At 59.5% G+C, this 23145-nt stretch carries 21 protein-coding genes and 2 pseudogenes; 13 read left to right on the top strand and 10 right to left on the bottom strand.

Going from position 1 to position 23145, the window contains the following annotated elements:
- The first annotated feature begins 14 nt into the window (after positions 1-14).
- The 4 genes and pseudogenes from AC07W5_RS09025 to AC07W5_RS09010 form a co-directional block, all read left to right on the top strand.
- Positions 15-617, top strand: a complete 603-nt coding sequence (locus tag AC07W5_RS09025; protein ID WP_494993988.1) for a DUF4823 domain-containing protein — start codon at positions 15-17, stop codon at positions 615-617.
- 21 nt (positions 618-638) lie between these two features.
- A complete protein-coding gene (locus AC07W5_RS09020; RefSeq protein WP_494993987.1) occupies positions 639-1199 on the top strand; it encodes a DUF1285 domain-containing protein in 561 nt (186 codons plus the stop codon).
- A gap of 100 nt (positions 1200-1299) precedes the next feature.
- A pseudogene (locus tag AC07W5_RS09015) lies at positions 1300-1471 on the top strand (GntR family transcriptional regulator); the annotation flags it as partial.
- A 171-nt stretch (positions 1472-1642) separates the two neighbouring features.
- Positions 1643-1837: pseudogene (locus AC07W5_RS09010) on the top strand (PfkB family carbohydrate kinase); the annotation flags it as partial.
- Positions 1838-1930: 93 nt separating this feature from the next.
- Here AC07W5_RS09010 and AC07W5_RS09005 read toward each other — a convergent pair.
- The 3 genes from AC07W5_RS09005 to AC07W5_RS08995 all read right to left on the bottom strand — a co-directional run bounded on the left by AC07W5_RS09005 (position 1931) and on the right by AC07W5_RS08995 (position 4267).
- The gene (locus AC07W5_RS09005) at positions 1931-2191 is read right to left on the bottom strand and encodes a hypothetical protein (protein WP_495023207.1); all 261 of its coding nucleotides are present in this window, start codon (positions 2189-2191) and stop codon (positions 1931-1933) included.
- Between the two features lie 81 nt (positions 2192-2272).
- Positions 2273-3493: an MFS transporter gene (locus tag AC07W5_RS09000; protein ID WP_495023206.1), complete on the bottom strand. Its 1221-nt coding sequence runs from the start codon at positions 3491-3493 to the stop codon at positions 2273-2275.
- Between the two features lie 123 nt (positions 3494-3616).
- Complete coding sequence (locus AC07W5_RS08995; protein WP_495023205.1) at positions 3617-4267, bottom strand: HD domain-containing protein; 651 nt, start codon at positions 4265-4267, stop codon at positions 3617-3619.
- Between the two features lie 179 nt (positions 4268-4446).
- Here AC07W5_RS08995 and AC07W5_RS08990 point away from each other — a divergent pair, with 179 nt between their 5' ends.
- Positions 4447-4926 carry a GNAT family N-acetyltransferase gene (locus AC07W5_RS08990; protein ID WP_494993983.1) on the top strand — a complete coding sequence of 160 codons (480 nt, stop codon included), beginning with the start codon at positions 4447-4449 and terminating at the stop codon, positions 4924-4926.
- A gap of 55 nt (positions 4927-4981) precedes the next feature.
- On the opposite strand, the gene AC07W5_RS08985 is transcribed toward AC07W5_RS08990, so the two are convergent.
- From AC07W5_RS08985 to AC07W5_RS08960, 6 genes are all read right to left on the bottom strand, one after another.
- Positions 4982-6061 (bottom strand): nucleoside hydrolase, encoded by a 1080-nt coding sequence (locus tag AC07W5_RS08985; RefSeq protein WP_495023204.1) that lies wholly within the window; start codon positions 6059-6061, stop codon positions 4982-4984.
- Positions 6062-6165: 104 nt separating this feature from the next.
- The gene (locus tag AC07W5_RS08980) at positions 6166-7494 is read right to left on the bottom strand and encodes an MFS transporter (RefSeq protein WP_495023203.1); all 1329 of its coding nucleotides are present in this window, start codon (positions 7492-7494) and stop codon (positions 6166-6168) included.
- A gap of 226 nt (positions 7495-7720) precedes the next feature.
- Positions 7721-8353, bottom strand: a complete 633-nt coding sequence (locus tag AC07W5_RS08975; RefSeq protein WP_495023202.1) for an N-carbamoylsarcosine amidohydrolase — start codon at positions 8351-8353, stop codon at positions 7721-7723.
- Between the two features lie 12 nt (positions 8354-8365).
- Positions 8366-9118: a maleate cis-trans isomerase family protein gene (locus AC07W5_RS08970; protein WP_495023201.1), complete on the bottom strand. Its 753-nt coding sequence runs from the start codon at positions 9116-9118 to the stop codon at positions 8366-8368.
- An 18-nt stretch (positions 9119-9136) separates the two neighbouring features.
- Positions 9137-9955, bottom strand: coding sequence for an alpha/beta fold hydrolase (locus tag AC07W5_RS08965; RefSeq protein ID WP_495023200.1), 819 nt, complete (start codon positions 9953-9955; stop codon positions 9137-9139).
- On the bottom strand, positions 9952-11100 hold the full coding sequence (locus AC07W5_RS08960; protein WP_495023199.1) for an FAD-dependent monooxygenase: 1149 nt from the start codon (positions 11098-11100) through the stop codon (positions 9952-9954). The genes AC07W5_RS08965 and AC07W5_RS08960 overlap by 4 nt, the downstream gene beginning before the upstream one ends.
- Positions 11101-11412: 312 nt before the next feature.
- Here AC07W5_RS08960 and AC07W5_RS08955 point away from each other — a divergent pair, with 312 nt between their 5' ends.
- The 4 genes from AC07W5_RS08955 (at position 11413) to AC07W5_RS08940 (ending at position 17517) form a co-directional block, all read left to right on the top strand.
- Positions 11413-12465: a 2,5-dihydroxypyridine 5,6-dioxygenase gene (locus AC07W5_RS08955; protein ID WP_495023198.1), complete on the top strand. Its 1053-nt coding sequence runs from the start codon at positions 11413-11415 to the stop codon at positions 12463-12465.
- 276 nt (positions 12466-12741) lie between these two features.
- Positions 12742-13230 carry a MarR family winged helix-turn-helix transcriptional regulator gene (locus tag AC07W5_RS08950; protein ID WP_495023233.1) on the top strand — a complete coding sequence of 163 codons (489 nt, stop codon included), beginning with the start codon at positions 12742-12744 and terminating at the stop codon, positions 13228-13230.
- Between the two features lie 239 nt (positions 13231-13469).
- Positions 13470-13946: a (2Fe-2S)-binding protein gene (locus AC07W5_RS08945; RefSeq protein ID WP_495023197.1), complete on the top strand. Its 477-nt coding sequence runs from the start codon at positions 13470-13472 to the stop codon at positions 13944-13946.
- A gap of 16 nt (positions 13947-13962) precedes the next feature.
- The gene (locus tag AC07W5_RS08940) at positions 13963-17517 is read left to right on the top strand and encodes a molybdopterin cofactor-binding domain-containing protein (protein ID WP_495023232.1); all 3555 of its coding nucleotides are present in this window, start codon (positions 13963-13965) and stop codon (positions 17515-17517) included.
- 89 nt (positions 17518-17606) lie between these two features.
- On the opposite strand, the gene AC07W5_RS08935 is transcribed toward AC07W5_RS08940, so the two are convergent.
- Entirely contained in the window at positions 17607-18314 is a 708-nt protein-coding gene (locus AC07W5_RS08935; RefSeq protein ID WP_495023196.1) for a TetR family transcriptional regulator, read from the bottom strand.
- A 279-nt stretch (positions 18315-18593) separates the two neighbouring features.
- Here AC07W5_RS08935 and AC07W5_RS08930 point away from each other — a divergent pair, with 279 nt between their 5' ends.
- The 4 genes from AC07W5_RS08930 (at position 18594) to AC07W5_RS08915 (ending at position 22983) form a co-directional block, all read left to right on the top strand.
- Positions 18594-19571: a 2-dehydro-3-deoxygalactonokinase gene (locus tag AC07W5_RS08930; protein WP_495023195.1), complete on the top strand. Its 978-nt coding sequence runs from the start codon at positions 18594-18596 to the stop codon at positions 19569-19571.
- A 32-nt stretch (positions 19572-19603) separates the two neighbouring features.
- Positions 19604-20224: a 2-dehydro-3-deoxy-6-phosphogalactonate aldolase gene (locus AC07W5_RS08925; protein WP_495023194.1), complete on the top strand. Its 621-nt coding sequence runs from the start codon at positions 19604-19606 to the stop codon at positions 20222-20224.
- 135 nt (positions 20225-20359) lie between these two features.
- Positions 20360-21508: a galactonate dehydratase gene (dgoD, locus tag AC07W5_RS08920; RefSeq protein ID WP_494993980.1), complete on the top strand. Its 1149-nt coding sequence runs from the start codon at positions 20360-20362 to the stop codon at positions 21506-21508.
- Positions 21509-21672: 164 nt separating this feature from the next.
- Positions 21673-22983: an MFS transporter gene (locus AC07W5_RS08915; RefSeq protein WP_495023193.1), complete on the top strand. Its 1311-nt coding sequence runs from the start codon at positions 21673-21675 to the stop codon at positions 22981-22983.
- Positions 22984-23145: the final 162 nt, after the last annotated feature.

Genomic DNA, 23145 nt, shown 5'->3' with positions numbered 1-23145 from the left:
ATCTGGAGGGTAGGATGCGTAGCCTGGTTTTGCTGCTGGCCTTTTTGGCGCTTGGTGGCTGCATGAATGTCAGCGATCTGGGTGAGGGCGCTCGCTATCACATGAGCGATGCGGGCTTGCTCGATCACAGTGATACCCATCGCTCGAACTCGTTCCGCATACAGCCAGACTCCTTTATTTATATCGCCCAAGGCGCCTTTGCACCGCCCGGCAGTCCCTATCCGCGGCCAAATGTGGTCGCCGAAGAAGCGTTCAACGGGTTTGTCGAATACTTCCCCATGGTCCGTCGCGCGCAATCCCCTGAGGGGCTGGAGGAAGCGATGACCGAAGCCCGCGCGGCCGGTGCGCATTATCTGCTCTACACCCGTTTCGCCAAGGCTGACGACCGGATCGGCAACTCGGATGAATGGATCGATCAGCAAGCCGTGGATCGAATGGGGATCGACAGTGGCGTGATTCAGCTCATGTTGATCGAGACCAACACCCGGTATTTGATCGATACTGCACGTATTCACAGTCGTGGTGGTTTACTGACGTTCCACGACAACAAGCCAGAAGATTTGCTGGGTCCGCCGCTCGAGCAATACGCTCGTAGCCTGTTGGGCTTGAGCGACTAAGCAATACACGAGGAAAACAACATGAGTGGTCCGCAAAAAGCTAATGATCTGTTGGGACAAATTCCCAAATCCAAAGGCTTGCCACCGGTCCACTTGTGGAACCCCGACTTTTGCGGCGATATCGACATGCGGATCGCCCGCGACGGAACCTGGTATTACCTTGGCACGCCCATCGGGCGTAAACCGATGGTTAAACTGTTCTCCACCATCATGCGTCGCGATGGTGACGATTACTTCCTGATTACCCCGGTGGAAAAGGTTGGCATCAAGGTCGACGATGCGCCTTTTGTCGCCGTCAGCCTTGAGGTTGAAGGCGAGGGCGAAGCTCAGCTGCTGCGTTTCACCACGAATGTCGAAGAGCAGGCCGAAGCCGGTCCTGAGCATGCGTTGCGAGTGGTGATCGATCCCGACACTCAAGAGCCTGCACCCTATGTGCATGTGCGGAGCAATTTCGAAGCCTTGATCCATCGCAATGTGTTTTACCAACTGGTGGAACTGGCGGTGACACGGGAAATCGACGGGCAGCGCTGGTTGGGGGTCTGGAGTGGCGGTGAGTTCTTTACTATCGGACTTGAGCCTTGAATCGACTGTAAGGTCGGCTCCTACAGGATTGCACGGCCGTGGATATCCCTCTGAAATAATCCGCTGCCACTGCCGACTCGTTTCGTTTATTGATTTGTACATGATTAGACATGTTCGATTTGACAAGAAAAAACGAGTGGTTGACGAGCTGATTCGGCGTATCGAAAGCGGCCTCATGGAGGACGGCTTGCTGCTGCCGGGGGAGCATCAGTTGGCTGAAGAGTTTGGCGTGAGCCGGGGGGGCGTTGCGTGAAGCATTGGCCGAGTTGGAGTCGTTGTAGGCACGGCAAGCTGTGACCACGTATGAGAGAGTGAATCCGTTCGCCACCGTGCTCCCCGCGCGCCCCTCAATCCTGCGAGGAATTGTCATGGCGCGCAGAACCCGAAGAAACGATTTGAAGTGATTCACCCCCATTGTGCGGGTATTGATATCGGTAGTCGGGAGGGTCGTGGCCGTGGACAGCAACGGTGCCGGTGATGCTCATGCCGGCGTGTTTGTCGCTGCGCTGGCCGTCGGTTTGCCACCGGCTCAAGCGGCCTGTCGCGCCAATGCCGCTGCAGCGCTGGCGGTCACGCGTTGGGGGCCAGCCACCTCGCCGGGCACTGCCGAGGTCGATGCGTTTATCGCCAGATCGTAGGGGCAGGATCGTCCGAGCGCGGCCCGAACCTCCGGCAGCTCCTTCTGACCCTGGTGCACAGGGTCAGTCTGGAAAGGTTTCGCAGCCTTCGATTTACTTGCGGGCGCTGCCGTCACGGTCAGAGCCCGAGCCACCGGTGGTGGTTTTAGAGCTGGTACCCAATCTGGCGTTGTCCGGGACGCTGGAGTTCATGATGTCCGGGCTATGGGTATCGTTGCGATCAATTCGTGGGTCGGTCGCGGTGGCGGGGGATGTCGCCCGGTAGACTGGGTTGGTCGGGGCGGTTGAACCGGCGAAGGCTGCTGAAGACAGCAACCCGGCAAGGACAAGGGCAGGCAGTTTTGACATGTTCATGGCGTCGCCTCCACTTCTAGAGTCGTTACCCGTACCAGTCTGCTCCCGATTTCGATGGGTGGCTGAATTTAGACGAGTGGTCTAGGCGTTCTGCAGTGCCTTTTCGATGTTCATCCAGCGCCAGATCAGCCGCCCCACGGTAATCAGCCAACTCATCACCGCAACTGCCAATATCATGAGCAACAGGGCGGACATGCCTTGTTCGACGATGATCTTGCCGGCCAACAGTGGAAAGCCGAACACACCTATGAAGTAGGCAAGGCTGAACAGCAACAGGGATTGCGAGGTCGTACCGGCGGGGGCTTCATTGGCGGCGAGGCCGTTGATCACCGAATAGGTTAGCCCGTAACCGACACCGAGAATGACCGCCGCCAGTACATAGCTGAAGCCGTCGTCGACCAGGAACCGGAACATCACGATCGACACCACTGTCAGCCCGCAGAGCAGGCAGGACGCCTCATAGGCGTCGCGTTTGACCACGATGCTGGCGATCAGCAGGCGGCTGCTGATCGCCGCACTCATGAAGCCTAAAAAGAACAGTGAATAATCCAGTGAACGGGAGGCGGCATAGCTGGTCTGGAAGCTCGACAGGCCACCAAACACGCATCCGCCCAGGCCGACCATGATGATCGAAAATACCGCTTTGGAAGAAAGCACTTGGGCTGCCGCCGACCAGGAAATCTTCGACACGGCAGCGGTTCCCAGCAGATTGGGGCGGTGCTTAAGCGCTACTCCCAATCGCCAGAACATCACCACCCCCATCAGGCTTGCCAGCGCGGCGATGTAAAAAGCGGTGGTGACGGGATAGCCCAGCACGCTGGCCGCACGGCCCAACAACGGACCGGAACCAATGCCGGTCATCATGCTGCCTGACAGCAGCGCGAAGTACCTGGCGCGCTGAGTGGGCTCGACCAGCATCGCCACGATGATTGGCCCCAGGGTGTAAAACACGCCCCAGCCGAGGCCAAGCATCAGCCCAAAAAACAATAAGGCATTCCCGAACCCAGGCGTCAGCGCGAAACCCAGGCTGGCCACTACCAGCAAGCAGCCGAACAGCGCAATTGAGCGTGCAGCGCCCAACAGGTCTGACAAATGCCCGGAGAGGATCACTGCCACAAAGGTGCTGAGCATCGCGATCGAGATCACGCTGCCAGCGTCATGCTCGTTGCCGCCGCGTGAACTGATCAGCAGTGACAGTAGGAAGGTCGAACCATAGGACAGTGAAAGCAGATAACTGGCAACGCAAAACAGGCCGAATAGCTTCCCTGAAACGATGGTGTCCTGATGAGTACCGGTCTGCATGAAGGCGTCTCTTGCCAGCTGGAATCATGAATCGCATTTCTAACATGCGAGGCGCAGACGTTAGTTGTGTTATTGCAGACTTCAGGGTTAGTCAATAACGGAGTAAAGGACTGATTGATGCCGTCAGCACAAACCGATCTCCTCCATAAACTCCTCCATGAATCGCTTCAATCGTTCATGACGAATCTGCGCCAGCCGGCTGCCAGTCCGGGTCTGGAAGCCCGCAGCCAGGTGCAGCAGCTTGGTCTGGAAGTGATCGAGCGTGAAGCGCTTGTCGTCGTAATCGCGGGACTCTGCTTTGGGGTCCAACGGGTGGTAAAGCGCGCTGCCCATTCGCCCGGAGACATAAAACGTCCGCGCCACGCCGAGCATTCCAAGGGAATCGAGACGGTCGGCGTCCTGCAGGATTCTTGCTTCCAGCGTCGTTGGCGTAATGCCCGCCGAGAAACTGTGGGTCTCGATGGCGTGGGCGACCGCGGCGACTTTATCTTCCGGCCAACTCAAGTCAGCCAACACCTGCGAGGCTTTCTGTGCCGCCAGACGCGAGGCCTGTGATCTCAACGGCGAATCCTTCTCCACTGCGACACAATCATGCAAAAGCACCGCTGCCAGCAGCACTTCGAGATCGCCACTTTCCTCTTTATGGATGACACGAGCGTTGTTCCAGACCCGATGCAGGTGCGACAGATCGTGGGCGCCATCCTCGGACGGCTCAAGCGCGTGGGGCAGGAGTGTTGCGGCAAGACTTTGCAGCGGAGCGAAAGCAGCGATCATTCGAAAATCTCGTTAGGACTAAGACGATTAAACGTCGGGCGCAGGACCTGTGGCGAGGGAGTGGCTTGCTCCCTCGCCACAGTTGATCCGATGACCATAAACCAGGTTTTCATTTGAAATGTGACGAGCGCTCAGCGCCGACTTAGTATGGCTTTTTCACATCCGTACAAGGAAAGTCCATGACCATCGAAATCCGCCCAGCCGTGCCGAGCGATGCCCCGCAAATCCTCGCGTTCATCACCGAACTGGCGGATTACGAGCGCGCCAGGCACGAAGTCATCGCCAGCGTCGCCGACATCGAACGCAGCCTGTTCAACGAAGGCGCCACCGCCCATGGCCTGATCTGTCTGCGGGACGGGCTGCCGATTGGCTTCGCGGTGTTCTTCTTCAGCTACTCGACCTGGCTGGGGAGCAATTGCCTCTACCTCGAAGACCTTTACATCAACCCTGAACAGCGTGGCGGCGGAGCGGGAAAAAAACTCCTGCGTCACCTCGCACAAATCGCCTGCGCCAACGACTGCGGACGGTTCGAATGGAGCGTACTGGACTGGAACGAGCCGGCGATTCAATTTTACAAATCGATCGGTGCCCAGCCGCAGGATGAGTGGGTGCGTTATCGCATGGAAGGGGAAGCGTTGAGAGAGTTTGCCCAGGGTTGATGGTCAATCAGTCCCCTCGTCTTTTGGGGAGGAGGGGTTGATTGACGCCAGATCCTCAAGGTTGTTTGACCGGCACCGGCAAGGTCACCAATGATACATAGTCATCCCAGAACGCCTTCTGATCGATGGCGAACACCACTTTGGCTTTTTGCGTGCCCACCGGCGGGTTTTTCTTGTAGCCCAACGCGCGGCCATAATCCGGGCCGAACCGAGCGTCGACGTCGACCCACATATTGCGGGACTCGGTAACCATGTGTGGTGTGACCAAAAACAGCGCGGGCAGGCTGTCCCAGGTGAAGCTGTGATAGCCCGGGTCCTTGCTGAACAGGGGGCCGAACTCGTGTTTGTACAGGTCCGGGATCACCCCTTTGTTCGCGACGATACGCTTGTAGACCGAGGCGTCGAAGGTGACTTTTTCGCAGACATCGTTCGGGAATATCACGTGTTCGATGGGCGAGCGCAGGACGATTTTCGCTGCCTCGGGGTCGAACCACCAGTTGAATTCAGCGGCGGGGGTGGTGTTTCCCGGAATCTCGATAGCGCCGCCCATATACACGATGCGTTTGATCAGCGGCACGATGTCCGGCGCCTGGCGGATGGCCAGTGCCAGGTTGGTCAGCGGGCCGACCGCCAGCAGGGTCACTTCATGGGGATTGGCGCGCACGCTGTCGATGATGAATTGTGGGGCGGTTTCCTTGCGTAACTGGGTGTGAGTCGCCAGACCATCGGGCGGAGCGACCAATTGCGCGGTGGAGGTTGGACGCGGATTCTTGAACGCCCCCGGCCAGCCGGCACCGAAGAACGCTTGCTCCTGTGGATAAGTGGCGAAGTCATGCAGCAGCGGATAGGCCGCGCCGGAATAGACACCGATTTCCTTTTCCAGGCCCATGCGCTCAACGGCTTTGAGCGCATCGACTTGCTCTTGGTCGACCCAGGCGTTGCCGCTGACCAGGGTCAGACCCAGCAGGTCAATACGCTTCTGCGCATGCAGTTGGGCGAGCATGATGAAGGCCTGACCGTCATCGTTGAGCACGTTGAAGTCGGTGTCGAAGATGACTTTTTCCGCCGCGTGCAGCGACCCGGTGCAAAGGCCGACGGCGACAAACAGCGCACAGCGTTTGATGAAACGTTGCATGGGGTATTCACCTGATAGTTGTTGTTTGGATCATTGCGCAACAGACACCCTGCGTACTTGCTGCCGAGCTGTGCGGCTCGGCAGCTGCTACGCCGGAGGGCGTTTTAGCGGTTCACCAGTTTTGCCGGCAATGCGATCACCAGAAAGCTGCTGAGAATCAAGCACCCGGCGAAGAACCACAGCGCTCCGGCGCTGCTGCCGGTGACGTCGATGGCCACCCCCATCAGCGAGTTGCTGACCAGGCCGGCAATGTTTGCCAGTGAGCAGGCGAGGGCGAAGCCAGTTGCAGCGGCGGTGCCTTTGAGGAAGGTTGCTGGCAGGCTGAAGAACACCGGTACGGCGCCAATGATCGCTGCCGAGGCAATGGCGAACAGCGCAACGGTCGCGACCACGTTATGGGTGAAGAAGGTGCTGCTAGCCATGGCCGCGGCGCCAATTAGAAACGGCACGATGATGTGCCAGCGACGTTCCCGGTGTTTGTCGGAGCTGGCGCCGATCAGCAGCATGCCCAGCAGTGCGGCGATGCTTGGCAAGGCGGTCAAAACACCGATACGGAAGGTGTCGATGATCCCCGCATTGCGGATGAAGGTTGGCATCCAGAAGCCCATAGCATAAGCGCTGAGCAGGATCGAGAAGTCGATACCACCGAGCATCCAGACTTTCAGGTTGAAGAAGCCGTCGCGAAAGCTGTGTTTGCTGCCTGTGCTGCCGGCCTCATCGGCGCGCAATTCATTTTCCAGCAAAGCCTTTTCTTCGTCGTTCAGCCATTTGGCCTGCTGAAAACTGTTGGGTAAGGCCCAGAAGGTCAGGATACCGAGCAAGACACTGGGCACCGCTTCGATCAGGAACAACCATTGCCAGCCGCGCAGGCCACCCAGGTTATCGAAATGACCCATGACCCAGCCCGACAGCGGGCCGCCGATCACGCTGGATAGCGGTAGACCAATCATGAACAAGGCGATAATGCGCCCGCGCCGATAGGTCGGAAACCAGGTGGTCAGGTAGTACAAAACCCCAGGTAGAAAACCCGCTTCGGCGGCGCCCAGCAGAAAGCGCAGGATGTAGAACTGGGTAGTGGAGGTCACGAGCATGGTGCAGGCCGAAAGCAGGCCCCAGGTGATCATTATCCGTGCGATCCAGATTTTGGCGCCGACTTTTTCCAGCACCAGATTGCTGGGTACTTCAAACAGGATGTAACCGACAAAGAACAGCCCGGCGCCAAGACCGAACGCGGTTTCGCTGAAGTGCAGTTGATCGAGCATCTGCAGTTTGGCGAAGCCGATATTGATCCGGTCGAGGTAGGCGGCCAGGTAGCAGAAACACAGGAAGGGAATCAGCTTCCAGGTGATCTTGTGGTAGAGCGCTTGAATCGGCTCGGCGACGGTGGTCGCGGTTGTCTTGTTTGTCTCGGTTGATGCATTCGCAATGGGCATGGCTTGTGTCTCCTGGCGGTGACTTATGGTTTTTATACAGCCGCTTTTTCCAGCGCTCTGGGAGCGCCGGGGCGGCTTCCAAAGGCAGTGTCAGAAGACTGGGCACGCTCGTTTTATAACGAGCTGTGCTCAGTTTTTTTACGCTGGGTCCTGGTCAAAGTATTCATAACACCTGACTCAAACCCGGCAAGACCAACGCTCTATGGCGCGGTTCTCGTTGTACGCATTACATCCTTTCGAAGTGGGCAATCACCTCCTGCTTGCTGACGACATCGCCGTACTTGCTGTCGATGTCGAACAGATTCGCTTCATGGGGCGCCGGATGCCGGTCGCCGACGCATTCGCGCACGACGATGGTGCGAAACCCGTGTTGTACCGCGTCCACTGCTGTCGCACGAATGCAGCCGCTGGTGGAGCAACCGGCCAGCACCACGGTGTCGATGCCTTGGGCGTGCAGCATCGAGGCCAGGCTGCTGCCAAAAAAGGCACTGGCGTATTGTTTGCTGATCACCACTTCATCGGCGCGCGGCAACACCGCTTCGCAGAACGCGGCCAACGGGTTGCCTTCGACCATGTCTTTCATCACCGGCGCTTTTTTCACCCAGATGCCGCCGTCGGCGAAATGGCCGGGATGGTAGCGGATATTGGTGTGCACCACCGGGATGCCCTGACGCCGGGCGCTTTCCAGCAGCTCGACGCTTTCGGCGACGGCGCTGACCACGCCGGGGGCGAACAGCGGCGCACCTTCGGTGGTGTAGCCACGCATGAAATCGATCATCAGCAGCGCGGCTTTTTGACCGAAACCAATGCGCTGGCCCCACACGCCTTGATAGTTGTCGTTAGCGGTTTGCTCGCTCATCGCGCTCACCTTTTAATAAGCGCCAGAGAGCAACGCGCCGGCACCGGGAACAATGGGTTCCAGGTCCAGTGCCTTGAGCATGGCGTAGGTGGTGGCGATGGCCGCCGTCAGCACTGGTTTGCCGGTCTGCGCTTCGACTTGCGCCACCACCGGCAGCGACTGCATCTGTACGCAGGCCGAGAGCACGATTACATCAACGCCTTCCAGATTCATCCCCGCGACGATGGCCGGCAGTTTTGCCGGGTCGTGGCGGGCCACTTCGAGGTTGTCGGGGATTTCCAGCGCGCGCCAGTCGACCACTTCAAAGCCTTCTTCGCGGATGTAATTCACCACCAGCTCGGTCAGCGGCTTCATGTACGGCGCAACAATCGCGATGCGTTTGGCGCCCATGACTTTCAGGCCTTCGATCAACGCGCCGGCACTGGTGATCACCGGTGCGTTGGCATCGTTATCGGCAGTGGCCTTGCGCAAACGCTGTTCGGATTGGCGGTGATAGCCAAGGCCCATGGCCATGATCGCGACGAGACACGCATAACCGAGCACGTCGACTTTGGCATCGGACAGTTCGATGGCGCAGCGGTCGGATTCGCCGTCCATTGCCGCCAGCTCTTCCTTGCGCACTTGCTTCATGCGCATGCGGCTGGAGTGGAAGGTGAAGCGTTCCGGGCGGATCAACTGGCGCGCTGTGAGCATCGCCGGGATCTCGGTTTCCATGGTGGTGTTGGAGCTCGGCACAATCTGACCGATGCGATAAGGCTTAAGCATAAAAAACTCCCGATGCGTTTAATTCAAGGGCGGGTTCAAACGTGCGCCGAGGAAATCACCGAAGGCGGCGAAGAAGCCTTCGAGGTCATCCCAAGGAATCATGTGCCCGGCGTTGGCGACGTGGGCGATGCGAATGTTCGGTTGCAGTTGCAGGATTTCGGCTTCGTCTTCGGCCTGAATGACTCCGCCGCGACCGGCGATCATCAGCAGGGCGGGGGCCTGAAGTTTCGGTAAGTCCTGATGGAAATCGACATCGTGGAAATCGTTGAAGGCCCTGACGATCGCCGGCTCGTAGCAGGTGTGCAGCCATTCGGCACGTAATTGCAGTTGCTCGTCCGTCCAGGTGGCGCAAAAGGCGCGCATCGCCTCGGCGTCCATCCCGATCAGCGACTGGCGGATCGAGTCGACGTACCATGGCAATTTGCTCGGGTACGCGCGACGACCCGGGCCGGACACTGGCGGATCGATCAGCACCAGGCGGTTCACGCCTGCGGGATGACGGACCGCGCTGCGTACGGCAAAACGCGCGCCCATGGAATGGCCGACCAAGTGATAACTGTCCAGTTGCAGCGCTTGAGCGAACGCGCCGATGTCGTCAGCGCAGGCGTCAGCGCTGTAGTCCAGTTCCGGCCCGGTGGACGACAGGCCGCGACCGCGTACATCCAGGACGTAGGTGTCAAAATGTTCGCCGAGGCGTTCAGCGACGAAACCCCAGGTGATCGCCGGGCTGGTAATGCCCGGAATCAGGATCAATGCCGGGCCTTGGCCACCGTAGCGCAGATAATGCTGACGAATGCCGTTGGCCTGGACGTTGCCGCCCTGCAGGAAGGTGCTCACGCGGCCACCCCCGATTTCAACACCTGGCCGTAGAGGTCATAACCGTAAACCCAGGCCGGATCTTCTTGAGTCCGCAGCCAGGTGTTGGCATTGGACACGGACTGCACCCGCGAGGCGCGCTCTTTTCGGTTAGCTTCGTAGAGTTCGAATGCGGTGCGGTAGTCGCTCAGCCCGGTTTCTTGCAGGCAGCGGGTCAGCATCGCTGCATCTTCGATGGCCATACCGGCGCCTTGGGCCATGTGTGGCTTCATCGGATGGCAGGCGTCGCCCAGCAGCACCAGTCGACCGCGACTCCACAGCGGCAGCGGATTGCGGTTACGCAGTGGCCACTTGGTCACACTCTCGGTGGATTCGATCAGCGCCTGGACGGTAGGGTGATAACCCTGGAATGCGTCGTACATTTCTTCACGGCTGCTGTCGACGAACGCGCCCTGGAAATCCCATTCCGGGTGTGGCACTCCGGTGACGTAGTAGTACTCGTCACGCTTGCCGGTGGTGTAATAGACCATCATGTGCCGGTCCTCAGTCCACCACTTGATGCAGTCTTCGAACTTCAAATCGTACTTGGCCAATTGATCGCCGCGGATCAATGCCCGGTGTGCGACCCAACCGCTGTACAGCGGTTTTTCCGGGCCGAGCAGCTCTTCGCGGATCTTCGAGTTGATGCCGTCGGCACCGATGACGATATCCGCGTAGGTCACTTCGCCGTCGCTGAACGTCAGGCGCACCTGGCTGTCGGTTTCTTCGAGGGTTTCCAGACGCTTGTTGAAGTGCACGGTGCCCGGTTTGATTGTCGACATCTGCAACGCATGCAGGTCGCCCCGGTGCACGGTGACGTAGGACGCGCCGTATTCCTTGCGAGCGAAGTCTCCCAGTGGGATGCGGGACAGGTAATCGCCGCTGATGCCATCACGGCTGAACCAGTGATCCGGGTGCGAACCCATTTGGTCGAGCTGCTGCTCGATGCCCATGCGCCGGAAAATTTTCATGATGTTGGGGCCCATATGAATCCCGGCGCCGAGACGGGAAAACTCGGGGGCCTGTTCGTAGATATCCACCTGGAACCCGGCTTGTTGCAACAGCGTGGCGGCGGCAGCACCGCCGAGGCCTGCACCGACGATAGCGATTTTTTGTGTGCTTCCCATGGGGCTTGCTCCTCTTTTTCTGGCTGACTGGCGGGATCTGTCCGCAAGGTTTTAAAGTGTATACGCTCTTTTTTTGAAATTAAAAGAGTGCGACTAAAAAAATAAATTCGAACGATATTTGTCCTTCGTAACGCTAAGTAACCATTGTTTATTGGGTTTGTGTGGGTTTGTAACGTTATGGCCTGGCGCTTGCAGTCTGTCGTCAATTCAGGTCTTATCGTTTTTAAATGGCGTATACGCTATAAAAATGCACTAAGGTGAAGCGAGGCGCCTCTACTTGGTGCGACAGCAGACGATTCAAGGAGACAGGAAATGCCGGTAAGCGATTGCGAACTGACCCAGATGTTCGAGCACGTGTTAAAGCTGTCGAAAGTTGACTCGACGCAGAGCGTCGCCGTGCTCAAGAGCCACTATTCCAATCCGCGCACCGTGCGTGCCGCGATGGACGCTGCGCAGCGCCTGGGGGCCAAGGTCTATGCGGTGGAATTGCCCTCGTTCAATCATCCGACGGCGATGGGCAACGACATGACCGCCTACTGCGGCGACACCGCGTTGACCGGCAATATCGCGGCGCAGCGGGCGCTGGAAGCGGCGGATCTGATCGTCGACACGATGATGTTGCTGCACTCCCCGGAGCAGGAGCAGATCCTCAAGACCGGTACACGGATTCTATTGGCCGTCGAGCCACCAGAAGTACTGGCGCGCATGTTGCCGACCGAGGCCGACAAGGTTCGGGTGCTGGCGGCGGAACAACTGCTCAAACAGGCCAGATCGATACACGTCACCTCCCGCGCTGGCAGCGATTTCCGCGCTGCTCTAGGGCAATATCCTTCAGTCACCGAGTACGGTTTCGCCGATGAACCGGGACGCTGGGACCATTGGCCCAGTGGCTTTCTGTTCTCCTGGCCCAACGAAGAAACCGCTGAGGGCGTGCTGGTGCTGGACATCGGCGACATTCTGCTACCGTTCAAGACCTATACCCGGGAGAAGATCACCCTGGAAATCGAGAAGGGTTTTATCACCTCGATCCACGGTGGTTTCGAGGCCGAATACCTGCGCGACTACATGAAGTATTTCAACGATCCTGAGGTCTACGGCATCTCCCATATCGGCTGGGGCCTGCAGCCGCGAGCGCAGTGGACCGCCATGGGGCTGCACGATAAGAACGATGGCATGTGCATGGACGCCCGGGCGTTCTACGGTAACTTCCTTTTCTCCACTGGGCCGAACACGGAGGTCGGCGGTACCCGCAAAACGCCGTGCCATATGGATATTCCGTTGCGCAATTGCAATGTGTATCTGGATGATCTGGCGGTGGTCATCGGCGGCGATGTCGTCGCCCCCGAGGCTTCCAGGGTTCGCTAAGACCCTGTGGCGAGGGGGCTTGCTCCAATGCCATTCAGTTAAGCGAACGCAGCTTTTTGTAGGAGCCGAGCTTGCTCGCGATGGACGTTAACGATAACGCGTATTTTCTGAATGAACGCGCCACCCTTGAGTCCATCGCGAGCAAGCTCGGCTCCTACAATAGGGACCTATATGTCCTTAACTGAACGGCATTGGAGCAAGCTCCCTCGCCACAGGAGTTGCTCGACTCAAGTAGCCAGTTGTCCCCCCTTGAGTCCCACCCCCAACCTGTCCATCATGCTTCCCCACTGTTCATCGCCTTTCGAGCTTGCCGTGCCGGATACTTCAGACCCTTCTTCCTACGTTTTTTCCGAACAAGTCGGCCATTTGCTGCGCAAAGCCTATCAACGGCACTTGGCGATCTTCCAGCAGAACGTCGGCGACTCGCAGCTCACCGCCGTGCAGTTCGTCACCCTCTGCGCCGTGCGGGATAACGGGCCGAGCTCTCTGACCGAATTGGTCAAAGCGACTGCCGTCGATCAGGCGACCATTCGCGGTATCGTCGAGCGGCTCAAGACTCGCGAGTTGATTACCCTCGAACCGGACCCGCAGGATCGACGCAAAGTCATCGTCGGTCTGTCCGAAACCGGCGACCGTCTGGTGCAGCAAACCGTGCCCTGCGCCGGGCGCATTACCGAGCTGACCATGAGTAACCTCAACCCGGCTGAGCAGGTCGCGGTGTTGTTTCTCCTGCGCAAGATGATCGACGACCCCGTAGCCCCGTAGCAGCTGCCTCGCAAGCTCGGCAGCTGCTACAGGGGTTACGAGCTACGAGGCATCATTCGACCTTCAACGGTGCTCCAAACGCCAGACGTTCGAATCTGGCATCGATTTTGCTCTCGTTTCATGTAGTAACCACTTCACCAGTTAAGTGTGTCGCGAAGCCACAGGTTGGTCCTGTTCGCGACTTTTCTTACGACTGTTTCGTGTAGTGACTACTTCATTAACTGAAGCGGGCGAAGCGGATGACGACGCAGGAAATCACGGTAGCGCTTGAGGTCAACGGCCACACCTCATCAGTCACAGCGATGGCGGATACGCCGTTGCTGTTGATCCTGCGCAACGATCTTCACCTCAACGGCCCGAAATATGGCTGCGGTCTCGGCGAGTGCGGCGCCTGCACGGTGATCATCGATGGGGTGGCGGCGCGTTCCTGCGTATTTCCACTGTCCGGCACGGTCGGTCGCGAGATCGTCACCCTGGAAGGGCTCGGCACCCGCGCCGCGCCGCACCGGGTGCAGCAAGCCTTTATCGATGAACAAGCGGCGCAATGCGGTTACTGCATGAACGGCATGATCATGACTGCCAAAGCCTTGCTCGACCGCAATCCTCACCCCAGCGAAACACAGATCCGCAACGAGCTTTCGGCCAACCTTTGTCGTTGCGGTACTCATATCGAAATCCTCCGCGCGGTGCTGCGTGCCGCCCGTCAAACGCCTTGAAGGTGGATCGATGACCATGATTGACGCAACACCCACCCGAGATCAATTGCTGGCCAAGACCGGCGTACTGCTGATCGTCGATGACATCCTGCCGCCCTCCGGGCCAGTGGCCAAAGGCTGCGCCCCACTGATCAAACCCAAGGAACTGGGGTTGTTTATCGCCGTCAGCGATGACGGGCGGGTGTATGCCTTCAACGGTCATGTGGATCTGGGCACCGGCATTCGCACCTCGCTGGCGCAGATCGTCGCCGAAGAGCTGGACCTTGAGCTCGATCAGGTGTGCATGGTGCTCGGTGATACCGAGCGTGCGCCGAATCAGGGCGCGACCATCGCCAGCGCGACCCTGCAGATTTCAGCGATCCCGTTGCGCAATGCCGCGGCTGAAGCTCGGCGTTTTCTGCTGGATCGGGCCGCCGAACGTTGGGCCATGGCGGTTACAAGCCTGAGTGTGGAAAGCGGCGTGATCAAGACGCCAGGCGGTCGTACCGCGAGTTACACCGAGCTGGTGCGCGGCGAGCACGATGAGTTGCGCATCTCCGGTAACGCGCCGCTCAAGCCGGTAGAAGACTATCGGTTGGTGGGCAAGGGCGCCGCGAGGGTCGACATCCCGGCCAAGGCCACTGGTGAGCTGACCTACGTGCACGATATGCGCGTGCCGGACATGCTCCACGGCCGGGTGATTCGCCCGCCTTATGCCGGGCTCGATTGCGGTGATTTTGTCGGCAATAGCCTGCTGGAAGTCGACGAGTCGTCCATCGCCCATATCCCGGGGATCGTGCGGGTCGTGGTGATTCGCGATTTTGTCGGTGTCGTGGCGTTACGTGAAGAGCAGGCGATCAAGGCCGCCCAGGAACTCAAGATCAGTTGGAAACCCTGGAATCACAAGCTGCCGGACCTGAGCGATATTGAGCAAGCGATCCGTGACAATCCGCGGGTGCAGCGCACCGTGCTCGATCAGGGGAATGTCGACGAAGCGTTGGCCGGGGCCAGTCAGCGGATGCCACGCAGGTATTTGTGGCCGTATCAGATGCACGGCTCCATCGGTCCGTCCTGTGGGCTGGCGGACTATCAGGTGTCAGGTATTCGCGTGTGGTCCGGTAGTCAGAATCCGCATTTGCTGCGGGCCGATCTGGCCTGGCTGCTGGAATGCCCGGAAGAGTCGATCGAGATTATTCGCATGGAGGCCGCTGGCTGTTACGGGCGCAACTGTGCCGACGATGTCTGCGCCGATGCCTTGCTACTGTCGCGGGCCGTCGGCAAACCGGTGCGGGTGCAATTGACCCGCGAGCAGGAACATCTGTGGGAGCCCAAGGGTACTGCGCAGTTGATGGACGTTGACGGCGGTTTGAATGCCGATGGCAGTGTCGCCGCTTATGACTTTCAGACCAGCTATCCGTCCAACGGTGCGCCCACCCTGGCCTTGCTACTGACCGGACGGGTCGAGCCAGTGGCGGCGATGTTCGAGATGGGCGATCGCACGTCGATCCCGCCCTATGACTTCGAGCACATGCGGGTGACCATCAACGACATGGCGCCGATTGTCCGCGCCTCGTGGATGCGTGGTGTTTCTGCGTTGCCCAACACCTTCGCCCACGAGTCCTATATCGATGAACTGGCGTTCGCCGCCGGTGTCGATCCGGTGGAGTATCGACTGCGCTATTTGCGCGACGAGCGGGCTATCGACCTGGTGAAGTCCACCGCTGAACGCGCGGCCTGGGTACCACGCACCGCGCCGATGCAAACCCCGAATGAAGACCATCTGTTGCGCGGGCGCGGCTTTGCGTATGCGCGTTATATCCACAGCAAATTTCCTGGCTTCGGCGCCGCGTGGGCGGCCTGGGTCGCCGATGTGGCCGTCGACCGGCAGACCGGCGACGTCTCGGTCACACGGGTGGTGATCGGTCATGACTCGGGAATGATGATCAACCCTGCGGGGGTGCAGCATCAGATTCACGGCAACGTCATTCAGTCCACCAGTCGCGTACTCAAGGAGCGCGTGACCTTCGAAGAGTCGACGGTGGCGAGCAAGGAGTGGGGCGGTTATCCAATCCTGACCTTTCCCGAGGTGCCGCAGATCGACGTGCTGATGATGCCGCGTCAGAACGAACCGCCCATGGGCGCCGGAGAGTCCGCCTCGGTGCCGAGCGCGGCAGCGATTGCCAACGCGATTTTTGACGCCACCGGGATTCGTTTTCGCGAACTGCCGATTACCCCGGAGCGGGTGTTGGCGGCGCTCAACGCCGGGACCTGTGATGAGCCGGCAAAGTCGCCGGTCAAGCGTTCGAAATGGTTGTTTGGTTCACTGTTCGCGGCGTTCGGCGCGATGCTCGGGATGGCCGCCACGGCTTGGCCGTTTCACGCTGAAATCGCCCCGATTGTTCCGCCAAGCACCGGCACCTGGTCGGCGGCGACCCTTGAGCGCGGGCGTTTGTTGGCGGCGGTGGGTGATTGCGCGGTTTGCCATACCGCGCCCGGTGGCGTGACCAATGCCGGTGGGCTGGCGATGGAAACACCCTTTGGCACGCTCTATAGCAGCAACATCACCCCCGACGTGAAGAGCGGAATCGGCAGTTGGTCTTATCCGGCGTTCGAGCGGGCCATGCGTGACGGCATCGGCCGTGACGGACGCAACTTGTACCCGGCGTTTCCCTACACCGCGTTTCGCAATATCAACGATGCCGACATGCAGGCGCTGTACGCGTATTTGATGTCGCAAACCCCGGTCAGCCAACCGGCAAAGGCCAACGCGATGCGCTTTCCGTTCAATCTACGACCGTTGATGGCCGGCTGGAATGCTCTGTATCTACGGCGCGGCGAGATCACCGTGCAACCCGAACGTAGCGAGCAATGGAATCGCGGTGCATATCTGGTCAATGGTCTGGGCCACTGCACGGCCTGTCACTCGCCGCGCAACCTGATGGGTGCGGAGAAGGGTGGGGCGGCGTTCCTCGCCGGCGGTACGGTCGACGGTTGGGAGGCTCCGGCGCTGAACGGCTTGTCCAGAGCGCCGACACCGTGGACCGAGGAACAAATCTTCACTTACCTGAGCAGCGGCTATTCCGAGGCTCATGGTGTGGCGGCTGGTCCCATGGGGCCGGTGGTCAGCGAACTGGCGAAACTGCCCAAGGCCGATGTACGGGCGATGGCGGTGTATCTGGCCTCACTCAATGACGCACAGGCCGAAGCGCACGTGGTGGACAAAGCCACTCGGCAGGCACCCGTTGCAAGCCTGTCGTTGAGCAACGGCCAGCGGGTGTTCGAAGGCTCGTGCAAGGCCTGTCACGCTGACGGGCTTGGGCCGAAGTTGTTTGGTGTCAGCCCGTCTTTGGCGAGCAATACCAATGTGCACAGCGATCAGCCGGACAATCTGATCAAGGTCATTTTGCAAGGCATCGCGGTGCCGGCGACCAAGGATCTGGGCTACATGCCGGGTTTCAAGGACAGTTTGTCGAATACCCAGGTGGCGGAATTGGCGGCGTATTTGCGCAGCCGGTTTGCTTCCAGTGCACCGGGTTGGGAAGGGCTGGAACAGAAAGTCGCGCATCTGCGGGCCAATCCCGGAAGCCATTAAAAGCTTCGCGGGCAAGCCACGCTCCTACAGGTATTACACAGTCCTTGTAGGAGCCCGGCTTGCCCGCGATGAGGCCGGTGCAGTCAACGCTAATCCTGACCAGATCGACTATCCGGCAACCGCATCACCCCACGCACCACCAGGTCACTGATAAACCCCAGCCAATTCTGTTGTTGGCGTTTATCCGCCAGGTTTTCGCCGAGAAACGAGCTAAGCGTGTGCTGATTGGAGTTATAGAAATAGCAGAGCGAGGCGATCATCAGATACACATGCTTGAGGTCCACATCCTCGCGAAACAGCCCTTGCGCCTGACCGGCCTCGATGATCGGCCGCAGCACTCCGACCGCTTCCCCTGAGAGTCGGCGCAGCTCACTGGATTGCTGTGCATGTTTGCCTTTGTGCAGGTTCTCGATGCTGAGAATGGCGACGAATTCCGGGTGTTTGACGTAGTAGTTCCAGACGAACGCCACCAGTTCCTGCAGCGCTTGCAGGGGGGCGCTCAGGTCCAGCTTGAGTTTGCTTTCAGCCTTGTTGAACTGTTCGTAGATGTGTTCCAGCACACAGATGAACAGCCGTTCCTTGCTGGTGAAGTAGTAATAAAGCATCCGGTCATTGGACTCGGCTTCGCGGGAAATGCTCTCGACCCGCCCGCCGGAATAGCCGTCGCGGGTGAAGACCTTGACCGCAGCCTGAAGAATTCGCGCGCGGGTCTTATCGGCTTGCTCGGCCCGAATGCCAGTCTTCTTGTTCACCGTGGACTTCCTTCTGCGAAACGGAAACGGCGGGGAATATAGCATGTGGCAGTCGAGCAATTACGCCGTCCCGGTGTCGGAGCAGGGGGGGGCGCCCAGTCCTTGCCCGCGAGGCGTTGGCACAATCACCGGGATTTCTTGGGTCGACCGCGGCGTATTCATCGAGGGCAAGTCGGATCGCCGCACCGCTCGCTCTTACAGGGAAATAATAATCCCTGTATGTGGGATGTTGATTTATATATTGAGATTTGTCTTCCCTCAGGTTTATAGTCGCCTGCATCAGCTCTACGCACTCACTGCCAAAAACAAATTTCAGGTGAAGCGATGCAGGCGCAATTGATCGCGCTCGATTGGGGGACAACCTCACTTCGGGCTTACAAACTCGCTGCCGGCGACCAGGTGCTCGAACAGCGTTCGCTGTCGTCGGGGATCATGCAGTTGCCCGGTGCGCCGCGGATGATTGCTGGCCAGATGTGCGCCGATGGTTTCGAACTGGCCTTCGATGACGCCTGCGGTGACTGGCTCGATGCACAGCCCGATCTTCCAGTGATCGCCTGTGGCATGGTCGGCAGTGCCCAGGGTTGGGGTGAGGCCGCTTACTGCGACACTCCGGCGAATGTCGCCAATCTGGGCACCTCCTTAAAAACCGTACGCAGCTTGCGCGGCGTCGATGTGCATATCGTGCCCGGGGTGATCGAGCGTTCGCGGTTGCCGAATGTGATGCGCGGCGAAGAGACCCAGGTCCTCGGCGTGCTGCAGAGTCTGCCTGTCGGCGCGGGAGACAATCTGTTGATCGGCTTGCCGGGTAGCCATTCGAAATGGGTGGAAGTGGCCGGCAGCTGCATCGTGCACTTCGACACCTTTATGACCGGCGAGCTGTTCGCTGTGCTCAGTGAACACAGCATTCTGGGGCGTACCCAACAGCGCGGTGCGCCCTTTGATGGCGAGGCATTTGATCGTGGTGTGCAGGTGGCGCTGTCCGCTGACGGCGAGATCGGACCTCTTTCGACCTTGTTCAGTGCGCGTTGTCTTGGCCTGACGGGCGAGCTCAGTTCCACCGAGCAAGCCGACTATCTGTCGGGCTTGTTGATTGGGCATGAACTTGCGGCCCTCTCCAGCGTACAGCGCCGCCGACGCAACAGCGCCCAATTGCCCTCGATCATCCTTATCGGCAACTCCCAGCTCTGTGCCCGTTACAGCCGGGCGCTCGATACCTGCGGTTTTGCTCAGGTGAGCCTGGCCGAACACGCCACCGAACGCGGTTTATGGCACTTGGCCGAAGCGGCCGGGCTGCTCGGCTGAACCGTCTGCGTTCAACTACCAAGAGGTCTGACATGCTCAAGCAAGCACTGGCGAAAAACGGTCTGATCGCGATCCTTCGCGGCCTGCGCCCGCAAGAGGCGGCGGCCATCGGCGAGGTGTTGTATCAGGCAGGTTTTCGCGTCATTGAAGTGCCACTCAACTCCCCTGAACCGTACGAAAGTATCCGCATTCTGCGCAGCATCTTGCCCGCCGATTGCCTGATCGGCGCTGGTACGGTGTTGACCCCTGAACAGGTCCTGCAAGTGAAGGCGGCCGGCGGGCAGGTGATCGTCATGCCCCACAGTGATCCCAAGGTGTTGCGCGCGGCCAAGGCAGCGGGTTTGTACTTGTCGCCTGGTGTTGCCACGCCGACCGAAGCCTTTGCCGCACTGGCCGAAGGCGCCGATGTCTTGAAGATGTTTCCGGCAGAGCAAATGGGCCCGGCGGTGGTCAAGGCCTGGCTGGCGGTGCTGCCGGCAGGAACGTTGCTGATTCCGGTGGGCGGGATCACGCCGGACAACATGCAGGTATTTCTCGAGGCGGGCGTCAGCGGTTTCGGTCTGGGCTCCGGGCTGTTCAAACCGGGGCTGACACCTGACGAAGTAGCGGTCCGCGCCAAGGCTTATGTGCAGGCATGGAACGCGTTGCGTTAAGACAATCCCTGTAGGAGCCGAGCTTGCTCGCGATGGCATCACTGCGGTGAAACAGGCAGACCGCGCCGTCTGCATCGCGAGCAATCGAGCGTCGACCGGCTGCTCCTACAAGAGCTGATAACAAGAGAGCTGACGATGAAAATCACCAAACTGACGACCTTTATCGTTCCACCGCGCTGGTTGTTCCTCAAAATCGAAACCGACGAAGGCGTGACCGGCTGGGGCGAACCCGTGGTCGAAGGCCGGGCCCATACCGTCGCGGCGGCCGTTGATGAGCTGTCGGACTATCTGATCGGCAAGGACCCGCGCAACATCGAAGACATCTGGACCGTGCTCTATCGCGGCGGTTTCTACCGTGGCGGCGCGGTGCACATGAGCGCCCTGGCCGGGATCGATCAGGCGCTGTGGGACATCAAGGGCAAGGCACTTGGCGTGTCGGTCAGTGATCTGCTGGGGGGACAGGTTCGTGACAAGATTCGCGTCTATTCGTGGATCGGCGGCGACCGTCCGGCCGACACTGCGAGGGCTGCCAGGGACGCCGTCGAGCGTGGTTTCACCGCGGTGAAAATGAACGGCACCGAAGAGCTGCAATTCGTCGATACCTTCGAGAAAGTCGACCTGGCGCTGGCCAACGTCGCCGCCGTGCGTGATGCGGTGGGACCGAATGTGGGGATTGGCGTGGACTTCCATGGCCGGGTCCACAAACCGATGGCCAAGGTGCTGATGAAGGAACTCGACGCCTACAAGCTGATGTTCATCGAAGAGCCAGTACTCAGTGAAAACTATGAAGCATTGAAAGAGTTGGCGCCGCTGACCAGCACGCCAATTGCGCTGGGCGAGCGTTTGTTTTCCCGTTGGGATTTCAAACGGGTGCTCAGCGAGGGCTATGTCGACATCATCCAGCCGGATGCTTCCCATGCCGGCGGCATCACCGAAACCCGCAAAATCGCCAACATGGCCGAAGCCTATGACGTGGCGTTGGCGCTGCATTGCCCGCTGGGTCCGATTGCGCTGGCGGCGTGCCTGCAACTGGACGCGGTTTGCTACAACGCGTTTATCCAGGAGCAGAGCCTGGGTATTCATTACAACGAAAGCAACGACCTGCTGGATTACGTCAAGGATGCGCGGGTGTTCGACTACGACAAAGGCTTCGTGAAAATCCCGAACGGTCCAGGCCTGGGCATCGAGATCAACGAGGAGTACGTCATCGAACGCGCCGCCATTGGCCACCGCTGGCGCAACCCGATCTGGCGCCATGCCGATGGCAGTTTTGCCGAGTGGTAATAGTGGTCTGACCCAACACAGTTCCCCTGTGGGAGCGAGCTTGCTCGCGAAGACGGCGGCATGTGCAGCGAGGATGTTCAGGCATACCGCGTCGGCCCAATCGCGAGCAAGGTATCAGCACAAGTCTTTGTATCGCCCTCAATAATCATAAGAAGAGGCACCCCATGCATCCTGAGACTTTCACCGGGCAGGCGTCGTTGGTGACGCCGAGCCGCAAGCGTTTTTTCATCATGGTCCTGCTGTTCATCACCGTGGTGATCAACTACCTGGACCGCAGCAACCTGTCGATAGCCGCCCCGGCGCTGACCAGTGAACTGGGCATCGATCCGATCCATGTCGGGCTGATCTTCTCGGCATTCGGCTGGACCTACGCCGCCATGCAGATCCCCGGTGGCTGGCTGGTGGACCGGGTGCCGCCGCGCATCCTCTACAGCGTTGCGCTGCTACTGTGGTCGGTGGCCACGGTGATGCTCGGTTTCGCCGCCAGCTTCATCGCGCTGTTCGTTTTGCGCATGGCCGTGGGCGCGCTGGAAGCACCTGCCTATCCGATCAACAGCCGGGTGGTGACCACCTGGTTTCCCGAGCGTGAGCGCGCGACCGCTATCGGCTTCTACACCTCCGGGCAGTTCGTCGGGCTGGCCTTTCTGACGCCCGTATTGGCCTGGCTGCAACATCAATACGGCTGGCACATGGTATTCGTCAGCACTGGTGCGGTGGGGATTCTCTGGGCGGCCGTGTGGTACGCGGTGTATCGCGAGCCACGGGATTTCAAGGGGGCCAATCTGGCGGAAGTCGAGCTCATCCGTGAGGGCGGCGGGCTGGTCGATATCCAGGCCGAGACGGCCCGGCGCAAGGCTCCGTTCAACTGGACGGACCTGGGCACTGTGTTGAGCCAACGCAAGTTGTGGGGCATCTACCTCGGACAGTTCTGTCTCAATTCGACGTTGTGGTTTTTCCTGACCTGGTTTCCGACCTATCTGGTGAAATATCGCGGCATGGACTTCATCAAGTCCGGCCTGCTGGCGTCGCTGCCGTTTCTCGCGGCGTTCATTGGCGTGCTCTGCTCGGGGTTCTTCTCCGACTGGCTGATCCGCCGCGGCGCGACGATCGGTTTCGCCCGCAAGTTGCCGATCATTGGCGGGTTGCTGATTTCCACCTCGATCATCGGTGCCAACTTTGTCGAATCGACGCCGTGGGTGATCGCCTTCCTGGCGCTGGCGTTTTTCGGCAACGGGCTGGCTTCGATCAGCTGGTCGCTGGTCTCGACCTTGGCACCGGCACGCTTGTTGGGGCTGACGGGCGGGGTGTTCAACTGCATCGGCAATCTGGCGGCGATCGCCACGCCGATCGTGATCGGCTTTCTCGCCAGCGGCGACTCCTTCGCCCCGGCGATCACCTACATCGCCGCGCTGGCGTTGATCGGCGCCCTGTCCTATGTGTTGCTGGTAGGCAAGGTTGCGCGGATCGAGCTCTAGGCTCTGTACGATAACTGCCTGCGCGACGATCATGCTGCGTTAAAAACAGGCTCGGACGAACGAAGTGAGAACGTCCAAAGGACGGCCCGAAGGGCGAGCGAAGCGAGTAATGCTCATTTACAACCCGTAAACTCCGCTTCCTCGCCTGTTTTTGCCTTGCCT

Source organism: Pseudomonas sp. GW821-FHT01E05 (assembly GCF_059422425.1).
This window is presented reverse-complemented; position numbering and strand designations above follow the sequence as displayed.